The sequence below is a fragment of the Desulfitobacterium chlororespirans DSM 11544 genome (assembly GCF_900143285.1).
GTDB lineage: Bacteria > Bacillota > Desulfitobacteriia > Desulfitobacteriales > Desulfitobacteriaceae > Desulfitobacterium > Desulfitobacterium chlororespirans.
In genome coordinates this window covers 43,870-61,286 of sequence record NZ_FRDN01000020.1, presented here as the reverse complement: position 1 = coordinate 61,286, position 17,417 = coordinate 43,870, and the positions used below count along the sequence as shown (strand labels likewise).

At 50.5% G+C, this 17,417-nt stretch carries 17 protein-coding genes; 1 reads left to right on the top strand and 16 read right to left on the bottom strand.

The genetic code is table 11. From position 1 onward, the window contains the following. Positions 1 to 12: 12 nt before the first annotated feature. The 7 genes from pheS to BUA14_RS24845 all read right to left on the bottom strand — a co-directional run bounded on the left by pheS (position 13) and on the right by BUA14_RS24845 (position 9,735). A complete protein-coding gene (gene pheS, locus BUA14_RS24875; protein WP_072775055.1) occupies positions 13 to 1,035 on the bottom strand; it encodes a phenylalanine--tRNA ligase subunit alpha in 1,023 nt (340 codons plus the stop codon). 569 nt (positions 1,036 to 1,604) lie between these two features. Further along, positions 1,605 to 2,243 (bottom strand): K(+)-transporting ATPase subunit C, encoded by a 639-nt coding sequence (locus tag BUA14_RS24870; RefSeq protein ID WP_072775054.1) that lies wholly within the window; start codon positions 2,241 to 2,243, stop codon positions 1,605 to 1,607. A 27-nt stretch (positions 2,244 to 2,270) separates the two neighbouring features. Then, the gene (kdpB, locus tag BUA14_RS24865; RefSeq protein WP_072775053.1) at positions 2,271 to 4,325 is read right to left on the bottom strand and encodes a potassium-transporting ATPase subunit KdpB; all 2,055 of its coding nucleotides are present in this window, start codon (positions 4,323 to 4,325) and stop codon (positions 2,271 to 2,273) included. A gap of 12 nt (positions 4,326 to 4,337) precedes the next feature. Beyond that, positions 4,338 to 6,056, bottom strand: a complete 1,719-nt coding sequence (gene kdpA, locus BUA14_RS24860; protein WP_072775052.1) for a potassium-transporting ATPase subunit KdpA — start codon at positions 6,054 to 6,056, stop codon at positions 4,338 to 4,340. A 20-nt stretch (positions 6,057 to 6,076) separates the two neighbouring features. Continuing rightward, a complete protein-coding gene (gene kdpF / locus BUA14_RS29025) occupies positions 6,077 to 6,139 on the bottom strand; it encodes a K(+)-transporting ATPase subunit F (protein WP_427846704.1) in 63 nt (20 codons plus the stop codon). A 232-nt stretch (positions 6,140 to 6,371) separates the two neighbouring features. Next, entirely contained in the window at positions 6,372 to 7,100 is a 729-nt protein-coding gene (locus BUA14_RS24850) for a response regulator (protein WP_072775050.1), read from the bottom strand. Next, positions 7,093 to 9,735, bottom strand: coding sequence for a sensor histidine kinase (locus tag BUA14_RS24845; protein ID WP_072775049.1), 2,643 nt, complete (start codon positions 9,733 to 9,735; stop codon positions 7,093 to 7,095). The genes BUA14_RS24850 and BUA14_RS24845 overlap by 8 nt, the downstream gene beginning before the upstream one ends. A gap of 329 nt (positions 9,736 to 10,064) precedes the next feature. On the opposite strand from BUA14_RS24845, the gene BUA14_RS24840 reads away from it, so the two are divergent. Continuing rightward, positions 10,065 to 12,065, top strand: coding sequence for a KUP/HAK/KT family potassium transporter (locus BUA14_RS24840; protein WP_072775048.1), 2,001 nt, complete (start codon positions 10,065 to 10,067; stop codon positions 12,063 to 12,065). Positions 12,066 to 12,368: 303 nt separating this feature from the next. On the opposite strand, the gene BUA14_RS24835 is transcribed toward BUA14_RS24840, so the two are convergent. The 9 genes from BUA14_RS24835 to infC all read right to left on the bottom strand — a co-directional run bounded on the left by BUA14_RS24835 (position 12,369) and on the right by infC (position 17,357). Continuing rightward, complete coding sequence (locus BUA14_RS24835) at positions 12,369 to 13,139, bottom strand: ABC transporter permease (RefSeq protein ID WP_072775047.1); 771 nt, start codon at positions 13,137 to 13,139, stop codon at positions 12,369 to 12,371. Further along, positions 13,140 to 13,898 carry an ABC transporter ATP-binding protein gene (locus tag BUA14_RS24830; RefSeq protein ID WP_072775046.1) on the bottom strand — a complete coding sequence of 253 codons (759 nt, stop codon included), beginning with the start codon at positions 13,896 to 13,898 and terminating at the stop codon, positions 13,140 to 13,142. It abuts the gene before it with no gap. A gap of 14 nt (positions 13,899 to 13,912) precedes the next feature. Further along, positions 13,913 to 14,263, bottom strand: a complete 351-nt coding sequence (locus BUA14_RS24825) for a DUF1048 domain-containing protein (RefSeq protein WP_072775045.1) — start codon at positions 14,261 to 14,263, stop codon at positions 13,913 to 13,915. Positions 14,264 to 14,272: 9 nt separating this feature from the next. Continuing rightward, entirely contained in the window at positions 14,273 to 14,620 is a 348-nt protein-coding gene (locus BUA14_RS24820; RefSeq protein ID WP_072775044.1) for a DUF1048 domain-containing protein, read from the bottom strand. Next, positions 14,621 to 14,944: a PadR family transcriptional regulator gene (locus BUA14_RS24815; RefSeq protein WP_207649565.1), complete on the bottom strand. Its 324-nt coding sequence runs from the start codon at positions 14,942 to 14,944 to the stop codon at positions 14,621 to 14,623. A 224-nt stretch (positions 14,945 to 15,168) separates the two neighbouring features. Then, positions 15,169 to 15,975: a TrmH family RNA methyltransferase gene (locus BUA14_RS24810; protein ID WP_072775042.1), complete on the bottom strand. Its 807-nt coding sequence runs from the start codon at positions 15,973 to 15,975 to the stop codon at positions 15,169 to 15,171. Between the two features lie 148 nt (positions 15,976 to 16,123). Then, entirely contained in the window at positions 16,124 to 16,486 is a 363-nt protein-coding gene (rplT, locus tag BUA14_RS24805) for a 50S ribosomal protein L20 (RefSeq protein WP_072775041.1), read from the bottom strand. A 107-nt stretch (positions 16,487 to 16,593) separates the two neighbouring features. After that, positions 16,594 to 16,791 carry a 50S ribosomal protein L35 gene (gene rpmI, locus BUA14_RS24800; protein WP_005808207.1) on the bottom strand — a complete coding sequence of 66 codons (198 nt, stop codon included), beginning with the start codon at positions 16,789 to 16,791 and terminating at the stop codon, positions 16,594 to 16,596. 20 nt (positions 16,792 to 16,811) lie between these two features. After that, entirely contained in the window at positions 16,812 to 17,357 is a 546-nt protein-coding gene (infC, locus tag BUA14_RS24795) for a translation initiation factor IF-3 (RefSeq protein ID WP_143153508.1), read from the bottom strand. Positions 17,358 to 17,417 lie beyond the last annotated feature (60 nt).

Genomic DNA, 17,417 nt, shown 5'->3' with positions numbered 1-17,417 from the left:
ACCCCTGCCTCCTTAAAACTGCTGCAAAAAGCGCAAGTCGTTATCGAATAAAAGCCGCATATCTTCAATGCCGTACTTCAGCATGGCGATCCGTTCTACACCCATACCAAAAGCAAAGCCTGTTAATACTTTGGAGTCATAGCCGCCCATTTCCAGCACCCTGGGATGAACCATACCGGAGCCCAGAATCTCAATCCAGCCGGTGCCTTTACAGATCCGGCAGCCGGCTCCGCCACAAAGCATGCAGGATACATCCACCTCAGCACTGGGTTCTGTGAAAGGGAAAAAACTGGGACGCAAGCGAATCTCCCGGGACTCCCCAAACATCATTCTGGAGAAGCTTAAGAGGATTCCTTTCAGATCCGACATACGAATGCCCCGATCCACCATCAGCCCTTCCACTTGATGGAACATCGGAGAGTGGGTAGCGTCGTCATCGTTGCGATAGACTTTGCCGGGGCAGATGATTTTGACAGGAAGCTGGGGCCGCAGCTTCTCCATGGTTCGTATCTGAACCGGTGAGGTCTGAGTCCGCAGGAGGAACTCTTCGGTGATATAGAAAGAGTCCTGCATTTCCCGGGCGGGATGATCCTTAGGCAGATTCAAAGCCTCAAAATTATAGTAGTCACTCTCAATCTCCGGACCTTCAGCAATCTGGAAACCCATTCCCAGAAAAATCTCCTCGATTTCTTCGATGACCTTGGTCAAAGGATGCTGATGCCCCCGGGGCAGACTTACGCCAGGCAGACTGATATCCAGTTTTTCCTCTTCCAGTTGTTTCAGCATAACCGCTTGGGACAGCTCTTCCTCACGACGAATCCAGGCTGCTTCCAGAACATCCCGGGTCTCATTGACCACCTGGCCAAAAATGGGCCGCTCTTCCGGGCTTAAGCCCCCCATCTTCCGCAATTGAGCGGTGAGGGAGCCTTTTTTGCCGAGAACCTTAACCTTCAGCTCCTGCAGCGCTTCCAAAGTCGAGACCTGCTGAAGCTCTGCCAGTGTTTCTTCTTGAATACGATGAACTTCCTGTTTCAACGAAAACCCTCCTAAGTTAAGATTTAACCTTTGACTCAATCCACCCTAAATAAAAACAAAAATTCTCATCCCTAATAAAAGGGACGAGAATAACTCCCGCGGTACCACCCTGGTTCAGCTCAATGATGAGCCGCAGCTTCCTACTCCGCTAACGGTGGAGACCGGGTTTACCTATTCTAAGTTCAGCAAACCACTCTCAGGGGAAATTCAACACCTCCGGCATCGGCCGGAAATGAGGACTCCTCTTGGTTAAGCTTTCAGTCTTAGACTTAACCTCCCTGGAAAGAAAAGCTCCTTTTAACCTGATCATTGCATTTTCTTCATAGCCAGATTGTTGTTCAGAGTGTACTGCCTATACAGCAAGTAGGCATTTGGGGAACCGGTTGCCTCAAAAATCTTCCATAACCACTCTGCGGGTGACATGGTTAAGCCCACCTTTCGGTCTGGATTCTTAAACCTGTTCATTGAAATTATAGCACCACCCGCAGCCGTTTACAAGAAAACCTGGTCCAAAAGCCGCTATTTTCAAGTTATACAAGTGACGGACAACCACTGAAAAGCAGGTTTCCTCACATTCCCATTTGTTTAAACAGCCCCAGCTCCTGGGCAATATCCAGATTCACCATCAAGACATTAACGGTCTCTTCCCCGAAAATACCAAGAAATTTACCCTGAGTATTCTCTTTCACGATAGTTTCCAGCGTTTCCTGGGATAAGCCGGTCGCTACAGCCAAGGCCGGTATCTGGACTGCGGCCGCTGCGGGACTGATATGCGGATCAAGGCCGGAGCCGGATGCGGTCAGTAAATCCGTAGGAATATCCTCCTTCTTTAAAATAGGATTCGCCTCCAGGAACACCGCCATATCGGCCTCCACACGTTTCACCAGCTCAGGATTAGTCGGGGCATAGTTCTTGGAACCGGAGCCCACTCCTGTATAATTGCCCTCCTCTTTATCCTCCTGTGTGTAGGTGTTGTAGTTCACAGCGGAAGGACGGCTTTTCATAAACCGGGCATCTGTGAAATCCTGTCCGATAAGCTCCGAACCTACGGCCTTACCATTAATGGTGATGAGGCTGCCCTTGGCCTGACTTGGAAAGATCAGTTGGCTGATCCCCGTAAGCAGAAGGGGATATGCCAGCCCGCAGATCAGAAACAGCGCTATTGTCACCAGGAAGGGCCTTTTAATTCCCTGCCAGAATCCACTCATTTCCATAACCTCCTCATTATATCTCTATCATAACCCCAGTGCTGTCAGCACCGGGGTTATGACGAGGTCGATCAGCTTAATGCCCGCAAAGGGTACCATCACCCCGCCCAGCCCGTAAACCAGCAGATTGCGCGACAGCATCTTCTCCGCGTGCATGGGTTTGTATCGGACACCCTTCATGGCAAGGGGGATCAGGATCGGAATAATGACCGCATTGAATATCAACGCGGACAGGATCGCGCTGTAGGGGGTGGACAGGGCCATGATGTTGAGCGTCCCCATTTGCGGGATGACCGCCATAAACATAGCGGGAATGATCGCAAAATATTTGGCGATATCATTGGCGATGCTGAAGGTAGTTAATGAGCCGCGGGTGATCAAAAGCTGTTTCCCAATCTCCACCACATCCAGAATCTTGGTCGGGTCGGAATCCAGGTCCACCATATTGGCGGCTTCCTTGGCGGCGGCGGTGCCGCTGTTCATGGCAATGCCCACATTGGCTTGGGCCAGGGCGGGCGCGTCGTTGGTGCCGTCTCCGGTCATGGCCACAATCTTGCCCCTGGCTTGCTCGGCTTGGATAGCCTTGATCTTATCTTCCGGCTTGCATTCCGCAATGAAACTGTCCACACCGGCCTCCTGGGCGATGGTGGCCGCAGTCAGCGGATTATCGCCAGTGCACATGATGGTTTTGATGCCTATGGCCCTGAGCCTTGCGAAACGCTCCACCAGTCCCGCCTTGATGGTGTCTTTTAAATAAATGACCCCCAGAATGCGCTCCCCGGCGCAGACCACCAGCGGCGTTCCGCCCAATTTGGCAACCTCATTGACCCGGGACCCCAAATCCTGGGGAATAGCGCCGCCCAGCTCCCGCACATAGTTTACAATCGCGTCGGGGGCGCCTTTGCGCACCCCGGTGCCGTCCGGAAAATTGACACCGCTCATCCGCGTCTGGGCAGTGAATTCCAGGAACTCCATGCCTGGGCCGGCCTCCTGATATTCGCCGCTCAGGCGCCCGCCAAGCTCGACGACCGATTTCCCTTCCGGGGTATCGTCCTGCACCGAACTGAGCACGGCGCAGCGGATCAGTTCCCGTTCCTCCGTATTGCCCACGGGGATAAACCGGGCAGCCATCCGGTTTCCATAGGTGATGGTGCCGGTTTTGTCCAGAATCATAGTGTCCACATCGCCGCAGGCCTCCACAGCTTTTCCGGACAGGGCGATGACGTTAAAGCGGGTTACGCGGTCCATGCCGGCGATGCCGATGGCGGATAGGAGCCCGCCGATGGTCGTAGGGATCAGGCATACGGTCAGAGCGATCAGAGTGGAGATCTGCAGGCGGACCCCGCTGTACAGCGCCATGGGGTAAAGGCTGACCATAACGATCAGGAAGACGATGGTCAGACTGACGAGCAGTGTGTTCAGCGCGATCTCGTTAGGTGTTTTCCTGCGGGAGGCACCTTCCACCAGCGCAATCATTTTAGCGAGGAAGGATTCCCCGGGATTGGCTGTGATCCGGATCTTCAGGCAGTCGCTGACCACCATTGTTCCGCCGGTGACCGACGCAAAATCACCCCCGCTTTCCTTCAGTACAGGCGCGGATTCCCCGGTAATGGCCGATTCGTCCACTGAAGCAATCCCTTCAATCACCTCTCCATCGTTAGGAATAAGCTCTCCAGCCTTAACCAGCACCATATCGCCTTTTTTGAGCATACCGGCGCTCAGGATGGTTTCCCCCCCGTCGTCACTGAGGATGCGGGCCTGCATATCCTTCTGAGTTTTTTTAAGACTCTGGGCTTGGGCCTTGCCCCGTCCCTCGGCCACCGCTTCCGCGAAATTGGCAAACAGCAGCGTAATCAAAAGGATAGCCGCTACAATGGCGTTAAACAGCCGCAGGTTGCCTCCTTCATCCCCAAACAGGTTCGGCCAGACACAGAGCAGCAGTGTCACCACAAACCCGATTTCCACTACGAACATGACAGGGTTGTGCATCATGTACCGGGGATTTAATTTTGCAAATGCTCCCGGAAGGGAGGATCTCAAAATGTCTCCGGTGATTAACTTTGATTTCTTATCTTTAGGCATAAAAGCACCCTCCTAACTCCACAGGGTCATATGCTCAGCAATCGGGCCAAGGACCAAGGCCGGGAAAAACGTCAGCGCGGCAATGATGATGACCACCATGAGCAGCGCTATGGTAAACGTCCTGGTGTCGGTTCTTAAGGTGCCGATAGATTCGCTGACCGGCTGTTTCTGCATCAGTGAGCCGGCAATGGCCAGCGCGATGATCATGGACAGATAGCGCCCGCAGAGCATGACCAGCCCGGTGGAGATATTCCAGAAAACGGTGTTGTCTGCCAGTCCCTCAAAGCCGGAGCCGTTGTTGGCTGCTGAGGACGCATATTCATACAATACCTGCGTCAGTCCATGCTGGCCGGGATTGGTGATTCCCGCCAGTCCCGCCGGAATCGCGACAGCCAGCCCCGTGCCTGCCAGAATCAGCAGCGGGTGAATGATAATGCCCAGTGCTGTCAGCTTCATTTCTTTTCCTTCGATTTTTTTAGCCAGATACTCCGGCGTGCGGCCTACCATCAGCCCGCAAATGAATACAGTCAGAATCACGTACAGGATCATGTTCAGCAGTCCGACCCCTTTGCCCCCGAACACCAGGTTAAGCATCATATTGATCAGGGCAGCCATGCCGCCCAGGGGCGTCAGGGTATCGTACATGTTGTTGACGGAGCCGGTAGTAAAGGCGGTGGTCACGGTGGTAAACAGTGCAGATTGGACCATGCCGAAACGTGTCTCCTTGCCTTCCATATTGCCCAGGCTCTGGATCAATCCGGCCCGTTCCAGCAGGGGATTGCCGGCCTGTTCCGCCGCTAAGCAGACCACAGCGCCTACAACCAGGAGGATGAGCATCACGGCTAAAATGGGCCTGGCCTCACTGCCGGGCAGGACCTTTCTTTCTTTGCCCTTCTCTCCCTCCCCTTTGCGGCTGCGGACCATGTGACCGAAGGCAACAACACAAGAACCGGGCAGAAGCATCATGGAGAGCATTTCCACCATGTTGGTAAACACATTGGGATTTTCCAAAGGCGCGGCGGAATTAGCCGCGAGGAAGCCGCCCCCATTGGTTCCCAAATGCTTGATGGATTCCAGCGCGGCAATGGGGCCCATGGCGATGTCCTGATATTTGCCCTCGATGGTTTGAACCGTCACATTGGGCGACAGGTTCTGCACAACGCCCTGGGACACGAGCACCAGCCCAACCAGTAGGGAAAGCGGCAGGAGAACCCGGGTTATAATCCGGATGAGATCCGCATAGTAATTGCCCATGGTCTTAGTTCGGCCGGCAAGGCCGCGGACAAAAGCCATGGCGACGGAAAATCCGGTGGCCGCGGAGGTGAACATCAGAAACATGATGACCGTCATCTGACTCAGATACGTAAGCCCTGATTCGCCGGAATAGTGCTGGAGATTGGTATTCGTGATAAAGCTGATCACAGTATTGAAGGCGAGGCCAGGCTCCATGGCGCCGACACCATTGGGATTCAGGAACAGAAGCCCCTGAATCCTCAAAATCAAGTACCCGGCCAGCGCCATCATCCCGTTGGTCGCCAGCATGGCCAGAATATACTGCCGCCAATTCATTTCTTGCTTATCGATGCCACATAGACGATATACCCCATTGTCCACCCGATCAAAAACCGGATCGGCAAAGGTGTGTGCTCCTACGGCAATATGATAGACATATTTCCCCATGGGAAAGATGAGAGCAACAAAGACTGCCAGCACCAAAAACATTTGCAGCATATTTTTCCGCCGCCTTTCCGCTAAAACTTTTCAGGATTGACCAGGGCGTACACCAGATACACTCCCAATGCCGCAATAATCATTTCCAGCAACAGCATCCAAACCATCCTCCTCTATGCTTTTTCAATAAAGTTTATTTCTGATTTAGTGTAACCTTTTGGGCATTAGGTTAGGGTTAGGGTTTCTGCGGGCGAATTAAAACGGAATTAAGATTTTTAACGCTCATGATCAAAACCAAAAGTTCAAAAAACCAACTCATGCCTTTAATAAGACATGAGTTGGTTTTTTGAACTAAAAGTTAGGTGCATTCCGGTTTTAGGAGTCAATATCAGAAGCATTGCCCTCATCGCCCACCCGCAGCATCCGGTAGCCGACGCCGATATGGGTTTGAATATACTTGGGCTGGGACGGCATTCTTTCCACCTTCTTGCGCAGGGTTGCCATAAAAACCCGCAAGGCGGGAATATCGCTGGTATAACTGCCCCAGATTTCATGCAGGATAAAATTATGGGTCAGCACTTTGCCGACATTTTTAGCCAGCAGGCATAAAAGTTTATACTCAATGGGAGTCAGGTGTATCTCTTCCCCGTCCAGCCAGGTACAGCCTGCCGCATAATCAATCTTCAAATTTCCGTTGGTAAAGACCGAAGCATCCTTTTGCAGCTTTTCCCTGTCATAACGGACCCTGCGCAGGCTGACCCGGAGCCGCGCCAAGAGTTCCTCCACACTGAAGGGCTTAGTCAGATAGTCGTCTGCTCCGGCATCCAGAGCATCGATTTTATCACGATCTTCACTGCGGGCGCTGACGACGATAATGGGCATATTGGACCAGACCCGGATCTTTTTAATAATATCCACACCGTCTATATCCGGAAGTCCTAAATCCAGAATCACCACGTCCGGCTGCTTGGAAACAGCCTCCAAAATCGAACCTTCGCCCGTTTCAGCCGTATGATATTGGTAGCCCTGGGTTTCCAGGGTTGTGGTAATCAATTTGCGGATGGCCTTATCATCCTCCACCACCAGGATCGAAGGCTTATTCATGAATATTCACCTCCTCTGCCTGCAAGGTAAAGCCAAATACGGTCCCCTGAGGGAGATTATCCTGAACATAGATTTTGCCGCCATGGGCGTCAATAATGGCTTTGCACAGGTAAAGGCCCAAACCCAGGCCGCGCCGCCCATCCCCACGGATGTCACCGGCGGTATAGAACATATCGAACAGTTTGGCCTTGGCTTCGTCCCCTATACCGGGGCCGTCGTCGGCAACTTCCACCAACACAGTCTGTCTTTCCTGTCTTGCTGAAATGGTGATATGGGATCCAGGCGGTGTATATTTCACAGCGTTATCCACCATATTGATCAAAACCTGGATAATCAGCCGGGAATCCATTTTAGCCATCAGCAGATCGTCAGCCACCCTGGTTTCTAATTTATGCTCCGCGCTGTTCCGCCTGATATGCAGCAGCGCTTCCGCGATAACCTCCTCCAGAAGCTCTGACTGCATATTCAGGTTCATTGTGCCATTATCGATGCGGGTAAGGGCCAATAGGTTTTCCACCAGATTGATCAGCCAGATGGAATCGCCGTAGATATTGGTGTAAAGCGCCCTTTTTTGGGTTTCACTCAGCACTTCGGAATTCCCCAGGAGAACACCCACGTTGCCGGAAATACTGGTGAGTGGGGTGCGCAAGTCATGGGAAATCGCCCGCAAAAGGTTGGCGCGCAGCTGCTCCTGCTGAACCTGCAGAGAAATCTGTTTCTGCGTTTCGTTCAGCCGTTCTTTCTCCAGAGCCAGCGCACACTCACCCAGCATGGCGATCATCAGACTCTTTTCAAAAGCCTCCAGAGGTGCTTCCTTATCCATGACAATTCCCGCGACAGCGAGAACTGTGTCGCCTCCGCGCACCGCCAGGTACAGGCATTGGGCGGCGGAAAGGGTGTTGGTGGCGGCGCCCGCCCGTTTATTGTTTTTATAGACCCACTCGGCCACCGCCCCTTCGTCCGCCCCGAGATAAGTTTGGGGATCAACTGCTGAGTCTTTCTTGAGCAAAACCAAGGGTTCCGCCAGAGCAGTCTGCCGTATCGGGTAGAAAATCACGGTCCTATCCAGCAGCTTTACCATCTGCTGCGCTGTTGCACTCAAAATATCCGCTTTATCCTTGGCCTGCTGCAATTTGCGGCTAGTTTCCAGAAGCACCTCGGTGCGGTAAGCCTTTTGGGCCGATTGACGGGCCTGCTCCTTAACCTGCTTGGTCAGGGTCCCGGTGATGAGGGCAGCCGCCAGCATGACCAAAAACGTGACCGGGTAACCCGGATCAACCGCCTCAAAAGAAAAGCGGGGATCCGTAAAGAAAAAGTTAAACACCAGCACGCTCAAAATCGAGGATACCGCGCTGTATATCCGGCCTCTCGTAAGGATGGCATTGAGCAGCACCCCTAAAATGTAGACCGTAATGATATTGGCTTCACTGAAGCCCAAGGAAAAAAACCACAGCCCAATCAGCGTACAAACAAGCAAAATCCCCGCGGACTTTGCCGAGTCGATCGGCGACAGTTCCGAGGGCCTGAGCAGCTTGGGAGACCGGAGACGAAAAGATGACTGGGTGTCGGGAATAATATAAATATCGATGGTTGGTGCCAGAATGGTTAATCTGTCAACAAAATTGGTTTTGGGCAGCCATCTCCTTATATGCCCGGAGCGTCCCATGACGATTTTGGAAACACGGCTTGCTTTGGCGTATTCCGCGATCTGCGCGGGGATATCCTCCCCATACACGGTGGCGATTTGGGCGCCGAGCTGTTCGGCCAGTCTTAGATTTTCGCTCAGTGTTGCCTTGCTTTTATCCGTCAATTCCTGGGTACCCGGTGTTTCCACAAACAACGCCGTCAACGCGCCGTGAAAAGCATCCGCCATTCTGGCCGCCGTGCGGATGACCTTGGCATTGGAGGGAGCCGACGAGAGGCAGACTAAAATATGCTCGTTGGTATAAGGGCTGCCGGTCTTTGACGGTTCCCTGTTCTGCACCGCCACCCGGTTGACCTGATCCGCCGTGCGGCGCAGGGCGATTTCACGCAGCGCGATCAGCTTTTCTTTCGTAAAAAAGTTAGCAAGGGCACGCTGCGCCTGTTCTTCGCAGTAGATCTTTCCTTTATGCAGTCGCTCAATCAAGTCACTGGGCTCGATGTCCACCAGTTCGATCTGATCGGCGCTGTCAAATACACTGTCCGGGATGCGTTCACCTACGGTAATACCCGTGATGGAGGCCACAACATCATTGAGGCTTTCGATATGCTGAACATTGACGGTGGTATAGACATCGATTCCTGCCTGCAGCAGTTCCGCCACATCCTGATACCTTTTTTTGTGGCGGCAGCCTCCGGCATTGGTATGGGCCAGTTCATCCACCAGAATAAGCTCCGGCCTCCTCCGGATAGCCCGGTCCAGATCAAATTCTTTCAAGCGAACTCCTTTATAGGCTATTTCTAAAAAGGGCAGGGCCTCCAGCCCTTCCAAAAGAGCCATTGTCTCCGGCCGGGCATGGGGTTCAATGTAACCGGCCACCACATCAACGCCGTCTTTTTTGGCTTCATGGGCGTCATTGAGCATGGCGCAGGTCTTGCCAACACCTGCCGCATAACCGAAATAGATTCTCAGCCTGCCGCGCCTGATTGCCATTCAAATACGTCCCTTTCCAGTAAAGTTACTTTTTAACAGCAGTATAGCATAAGCAAAATCAGTATAGCGTTATGATTTTACCGATTGGCATTAAGATCATATTAAGATACCCGCGCACTACTAAAGCATAGCAGTATGCCCAGATCAAGCTCATTATGTTTAAGATTCTTGCATTCCATCACATAAATTAATGGTGTCTTTATGCGGCTGATTTTACCTTTATACTATCTTAATATAAAAGCGGCTATACTAAAAAAATCTTGGATACTCATCACACTGCAGCCACAAAAAAATGCCACAAATTAAATTGTCACATGAGGGGATAAAAAATGAATAAGGCAGCAACTATCTATAAAGAACGGCCCTTAACCTTAGCCGGCATGCTCGTAACCATCGGTGTTGTTTACGGCGATATCGGAACTTCTCCTTTATATGTTATGAGGGCGTTAGTTGAAGGAAACGGAGGCTTGGCTTCCCTTACCAATGAGTTTGTATACGGTTCCCTTTCCCTTGTTTTCTGGACAATTACCTTGCTTACAACCATAAAATACGTTCTGATCACACTCAAAGCGGATAATCATGGCGAAGGCGGCATCCTTGCCCTGTATTCACTGATTCGAAAAAGAAAAGGCTGGTTGATTGTTCCGGCTATGCTTGGGGCAGCAACCCTTTTGGCAGACGGCATTTTAACACCGGCTGTTACCGTTACCAGCGCTGTGGAAGGATTAAAAGGGATTCCTGCCTATGTGAACAGCTTTGGCTCAAGCCAATCCACCGTGATTATCATTACCATCTTTATTCTTTGCTCCCTGTTTCTGCTCCAACGAACCGGCACTGAGCTACTGGGACGATTATTCGGACCTGTTATGCTGCTATGGTTTCTCATGTTAGGCATTTTGGGCGCCGCCCATATTTGGGGTAATCTGGATATCCTGAAATCTCTTTCTCCTCACTATGGCATTAACTTTTTGTTCAGCGATCATAACAAAGCCGGTCTGGCAATTTTAGGCAGCGTGTTCCTGGCTACGACCGGTGCCGAAGCATTGTATTCCGATTTAGGACATGTAGGACGGAGAAACATCTACGGCACATGGCCTTTTATTAAAGTCGCTCTGCTCTTGAACTATTTTGGCCAAGGCGCTTGGTTGCTGCAGGCCAAGGGAAATGAAGAGCTGCAGCAAATCATATCTTTTAATCCCTTTTTCGAACTGATGCCGGGGAATTTCCGCATCATCGGTGTCGTTTTAGCGACTTTAGCAGCGATCATTGCCTCCCAATCCTTAATCAGCGGGTCCTTTACACTGGTCTCGGAAGCTATTAAATTGGATTTGCTGCCGAGATTAAAAATCTACTATCCGGCATTGTCCAAAGGCCAAATGTACATCCCCATCGTCAATACCCTTTTAATGTTTTCCTGTATCGGCGTGGTCTTATTCTTTCAAACCTCTGCCCACATGGAAGCTGCTTATGGGTTGGCAATTACGGTTACGATGCTCATGACCACCATCTTGTTGTTCAATTGGCTTATGAAAAAAAAGGTGTCCAGGCTGCTCTCTCTGCTGGTGGTTATCCTTTTCGGAACTTTGGAGACCGCCTTTTTCATTTCGAGCGCTGCGAAATTTTTCCACGGCGGGTTTGTAACCGTTATTATTGCCTTTTTCATTTTAACACTCATGATGCTATGGCATAAGGCCACCATCATTGAGCAAGCCGTAATCAAAGAAGTTTCTTTGGAAGATTATATTTTTAAGCTTGAAAAGCTTAGAACTGATGAACACTTTCCGCTTTATGCAACCAATTTGGTTTATTTAACCAGCAAAGCAAAGTCGGGAAAAGTGAACAATGAGATCATCTATTCTATTTTGGATAAGCGCCCCAAAAGAGCAGAAGTTTATTGGTTTATCAATGTCCAGGTTACCGATGAGCCACGGACCATGGAATACTCCATCGAAAATTTCGGCACAGACTATATTTTTAAAATACAACTACACCTGGGGTTTAGGGTTGAACAAAGAGTGAGCACTTATTTAAGACAAATTGTTACGGATCTCATGGAATCACAAGAAATAAAAAAACAGTTCCAATTTTATTCTTCAAGCGATATCTATCGTAATATCGGGGATTTTTGTTTCGTTTTGGTCCGTGAAGAACTAGCCCATGATACTGTCCTTCCTTTATTTAGACGGCTAATCCTCTTATTTAAACTTAAGCTCAAGAAAATTTCGGTTTCCCCTGTCCGTTGGTTTGGTCTTGAGCATACCGACGTTAAAATTGAATATGTTCCCTTGCGTCTGGGGGCAAGCAAGCCAATAGCTCTTAAGAGGAGGTGATCTCCTGAGCGATGCCCTCCGGCACTTGTACCCCCGTCAGTCCGGATAGCTCCCCCGGGTGGGCGCCTTTGCCGTCAAAAGTTGATATATTAGTCTTATTCAGTCTGATTCCGGTATAATGGCATAAGAAAAAGCCGGTAACTGCAAGCAATCTCACAAGTTATCGGCTCTGGGTCTTAGCGTCCGGCTCTTTGACAACTGACCTATCCAGGACCAGGCATACTATCCACTCGCATTTACACACTCTACCATCCCTTTACCCGATGTTTTTGCTGACCGCTATCATTTTAATCCCTGCAAACATTAAGCTGCTTTCCGTTTATAAGCCCTCATTGCCAACAGATACGCAACAATCAAAATACCCAAGCACCAGGCCAGCGCAATCCAAATATCATTTCCGACGGGCTGTCCCGCCAGCAGGGAGCGGATCGCATCGACGATGGAGGTCACCGGCTGGTTTTCAGCAAAGGCACGGACGACCGGCGGCATCGAATCGGTAGGCACAAACGCCGAGCTGATAAATGGCAGGAAGAGAATCGGATAGGAAAAGGCACTGGCACCGTCCACCGATTTTGCAGTCAGTCCGGCAATCGCCGCGATCCAGGTCAAGGCCAGCGTAAACAGCGCCAGTATCCCGGCCACGGCCAGCCATGGCAGCACCCCTGCCGACGAGCGGAAGCCCATAGCCAGCGCTGCGAGAATGATGACAACAACCGAAATCGCGTTGGATACCAGCGAGGTCAGTACATGCCCCCACAGTGCGGCTGAACGCGCAATCGGCATGGAGTGGAACCGTTCGAAGATGCCCCTCTGCATATCCATAAACAGGCGGTAAGCTGTATAGGCGATACCGCTGGCAATCGCCATCAGCAGAATGCCGGGGAGCAGATAATTCACATAATTGTCCGTGCCGGCTTGAATGGCGCCGCCCAACACATAGACAAACAGCAGCATCATGGCAATCGGCGTGATGCAGACCGTGATAATGGTATCCATGCTGCGGAAAATATGGCGCATGGAACGTCCAAGCATCACGCTCATATCGCTGAAAAAGTGTTTCTTTACGGTTTCCATCTACTTTTCCTCCTTCTTGCCGATGATGGCGAGGAATATTTCCCCCAACGTCGGCTGTTTTTCCACATACTCCACCTTGGCGGGCGGGAACAGCTTTTTCAGCTCCGCCAGCGTGCCGTTGGCAATAATTTTCCCCTCATGCAGAATGGCGATTCGATCCGCAAGCTGCTCGGCTTCCTCCAAATACTGCGTGGTCAGGAACACTGTTGTGCCATTATCGGCAAGCTCTTTGACCGTCTTCCAAACCTCGATGCGTCCTTCGGGGTCAAGCCCGGTGGTTGGCTCGTCAAGGAAAATAAGCTGCGGCTTTCCCACCAGGCTCATCCCAATGTCGAGTCTGCGGCGCATACCGCCCGAATAGGTGAAAACCCTGCGGTCGGCGGCCTCAGTCAGGCTGAAGCGTTTCAGCAGATCGCCGGCCACTTGACGCGGATTGGCAAGGTGCCGCAGCTTGGCGATCATGATCAGGTTTTCCCGCCCGGTCAAAATCTCGTCCACAGCAGCAAATTGCCCGGTCAGGCTGATGGACTGGCGCACATAGTCGGGCTTTGCCGCTACATCAAAGCCATTGACGACGGCAGTGCCGCCGTCCGGTTTGAGCAGCGTGGTGAGGATTCTGACAATCGTCGTCTTGCCCGCGCCGTTGGAGCCCAGCAGTGCGAAAATACTGCCTTTTTCCACCTCGAAGTCCACGCTCTTCAGGACCTGGAGCTGCTTGTAGGACTTTTGCAGCCCTTTCACTTCAATTGCTTTTTCCATCCCGCTATCCCCCCTTACTTTGTTTTATCCACATCCTTTTTGATGGCCTTGTAAACTTCCTGGTTAACAGATTCTTGATAGACGTCAGCATAAATTTTTGAATCTCCGATCAGCTCGTCACAGAAAGCCGCTACGTCACGACCCGTCACTTCGAGCACTCCTTTCCCCAAGGCTGCGCCCTCTTCAAAAAGATCGACAATTCCCGAAAGCAAACTCATCCCGTCGCTTAGCTCAACAGGGCCGACCTTAAAGAGATATTTCTGCATCTCTTTATACACAATCTGATAATCCTGTGGGAGCGCTTTGACACGCGCCACGTGCGCCCGCCACTCTTTTTTGCCTTCGATGATATCTTGTATTCTCATTTCATCCTCCTATTTGCCTAGTTTTTTAGCGATATTATGGTTGAGCTGCTCCCGCCACTTGTCTTGATAAGACTTTGCCCCTTCTTCACCGGCCAGCGCTGAGCAGAACCCTTTGATATCGTCACCCAAAACCTCTTGGACACTCTGGCCGTCCGCCGCCGCTTCTTCGAGCAGGCCAAGCACACCGTCGAGAATGGGCATGAGGTTGCGACCGGTGAAATCTGAGTGCGGCCAAAGATTGGCATTAACTTTTTCCCATGCCGCTTGATACTCAGCCGGCAGCTTTTGGACTCGCGATTCAAAAATTTTCAATTCTTTAGTCATATCGCTGCCTGTGATCTTCTCCCAAAAATTCATTTATTTTTCCTCCTTTAACTCGTTAATTTTTGATGATACGAACTCCCACTTTTCCCAAAACTTGCGCAGTTCTTCCCGCCCCGCGTCATTGAGTGCGAAAAACTTGCGCGGCGGCCCTATGTCGGAGGGCTTCTTGGTGATCTCCACCAGCTTGCTTTTTTCAAGCCGGATCAGGATGGTATATACCGTTCCATCCACAACATCAGTGAAACCGAGGGCGTTCAACTGCCGCGTGATTTCGTAGCCGTAGGTTTCTTTGCGGCTTATTATTTCCAGGACGCAGCCCTCAAGCACGCCTTTGAGCATTTCCGTTAGGTTTTCCAGCACAATTCCTCCTTCGCTATTTTGTATCACTTGTATTCAGTATTACTTACTACTGCTATATAGTAACACTAAATAGACGTTTTATCAATAGCGTTTGCTCTGATAATAAATTTCAGCTAAACAGCAAGCCGCCGGATACTGGAATAACAAAAGCAAACAACGGCCTTGTAATAAGTCAAAGCCGTTGTTTTTAATAAAAATGTGCTCTTGATAAGTGACGGGTTTCAAGTTGTTAGGGTTATTCGGCGCCTTAATTCATAAAGAATAATTCCTGTAGCCATCGCCACATTGAGGGATTCCACCTGATGGCTCATGGGGATGGTGATCCGCTTCATTCCAGGACCTCGAAAAGCAGCAGAAGGCCCATTTCCCTCATTACCCACCACTAAAGCCATCGGCTGTGCAAAATGAGTCTCATAAAGATCCGTTCCCTCAATATCGCCAACAAAGATAGGCCGCTTTTGATTCTGACACACCTTAAGAATCTCTTCCGGCCGGCAATGGGTTAAGATCTTCAGGGAAAAGATCGCTCCCATGGTACTCCTCAGCACCTTAAGATTATAGAGATCCACGGTCCCTTCCGTCAGACAGACATGGGTTACCCCCGCAGCCAGGGCCGTCCGTAATATCGTTCCGCAGTTGCCGGGATCCTGAACTCCATCCAGGATCAACAGCAGGGACAAGTCTTGTCGGTCCCGGACAGTGATAAAATCATCCCAGGTCCACTTAGGCTGCTTGACAACGGCCAGAATTCCCTGAGGGTTTTCCGTATCGCTCATTTTCCGCAGCACCCGTCCATCCACTTCGATGATCGGTACTTCTTTATCTTGCAAAGCCGCTGCCAGCTGGGGCCATGCTGCATTTTTATGCTCAGCGCAAAAGAAAACCTTTGTCAAATGAGCACCCCGGGCAAGGCCCTCTTCCACAAAGCGCCAGCCTTCGATCAGGAATTCACCGTTCTCCTCACGGAACTTCCGCTTATGGAGATTGACCACATATTTGACTTGCTCATTCTGCAAGGAGGTCAGCATATCATCACCCCGAAAACCCTTTGCTTAAACCAAAAAACCATTCAGCACTAGTATAGCCAATCCGGGCACTCACAAATAGTTCCGCAAATGCAAAGCTCTTCTTAGCACCTATGTAAAAAGGGTGCCTCAGCACCCTTTGATGTATTCTTTATTTCGCACTCAGTTGAGCTTTAGCTACATTGACTAATTCGGTGAAAGCTGCTGCATCATTGATGGCCAGATCAGCCAACATTTTACGGTTAACGGATACTCCGGCTATTTTCAGGCCGTTCATCATCCGGCTGTAGCTTAATCCGTTCAGACGGGCAGCTGCATTGATACGAGCGATCCATAATTTACGGAAATCACCTTTTTTATCTCTGCGGTGAGCATAGGCATAAGCCAAGGACTTCATGACTTGCTCATTAGCCGGCCGGTAGAGTTTGCTCTTTGCTCCCCGAAACCCTTTAGCAAGCTTTAATACTTTTTTATGACGTTGATGCTTCGTTACCCCTCTTTTTACACGGGCCATAGCGAAGACCTCCTTACATGTTAATCTCTGTCATCTTCTCATCTCTTATCTGCCCGGTTCATGCCGAACAAAGCTTGTCTCACAATGCGCCCCGACCCTTGCCAATCTTATAGATAAGCAACTAAGCGAGCAATGCGTTTAGCATCGGTTTTGTGCATGACAGTACCTTTACGCAGATTGCGCTTACGCTTTGGAGATTTCTTCTCCAGGATATGGCTTGTAAAAGCATGATGACGAACAATTTTACCCGTACCTGTTTTCTTAAAACGTTTCGCAGCTCCGCGGTGAGTTTTCATTTTTGGCATTGGGATATCCCCCTCTCGTGTTAGTCGTGTTTCACAGGCGCTAAAATCATAATCATATTGCGTCCTTCAAGCTTGGGATCACGCTCTATATTAGCCTCAGCTTTACAAAACTCAGCCAGACGCAGGCATAAAGTTCTCCCAAGTTCCGGATGGGTAACCTCCCGACCACGGAACATAATCGTTACCTTAACCTTATCGCCATCATTTAAAAAGCGTTGGGCATTGCGTGCTTTGGTTTCGAAGTCATGGTCCTCAATATTAGGGCGAAGCTTAACTTCTTTGATTTCCATGGTCTTCTGTTTTTTACGGGTCTCTTTATCCCGTTTGGCCTGCTCATACTTGTACTTACCATAATCCATGATCTTACAAACAGGCGGCTTAGCAGTTGGTGCAATTTCCACTAAGTCCAGAGACTTCTCAGCAGCAATCCGTTGAGCATCTCTAAGCTGGACAATCCCCAATTGCTCTCCCTCTTCCCCGACAAGACGAACTTCCCGGGCCCGGATTTCGTCGTTAATCCGTAAATCCTTGCTAATAACGAACCACCTCCAAAAAAAATCACACAAAAAAGACGGGCAGAGTTCCACCCGTCTTCCATACAAATCATGAGCAAGCACAGCGGCTCA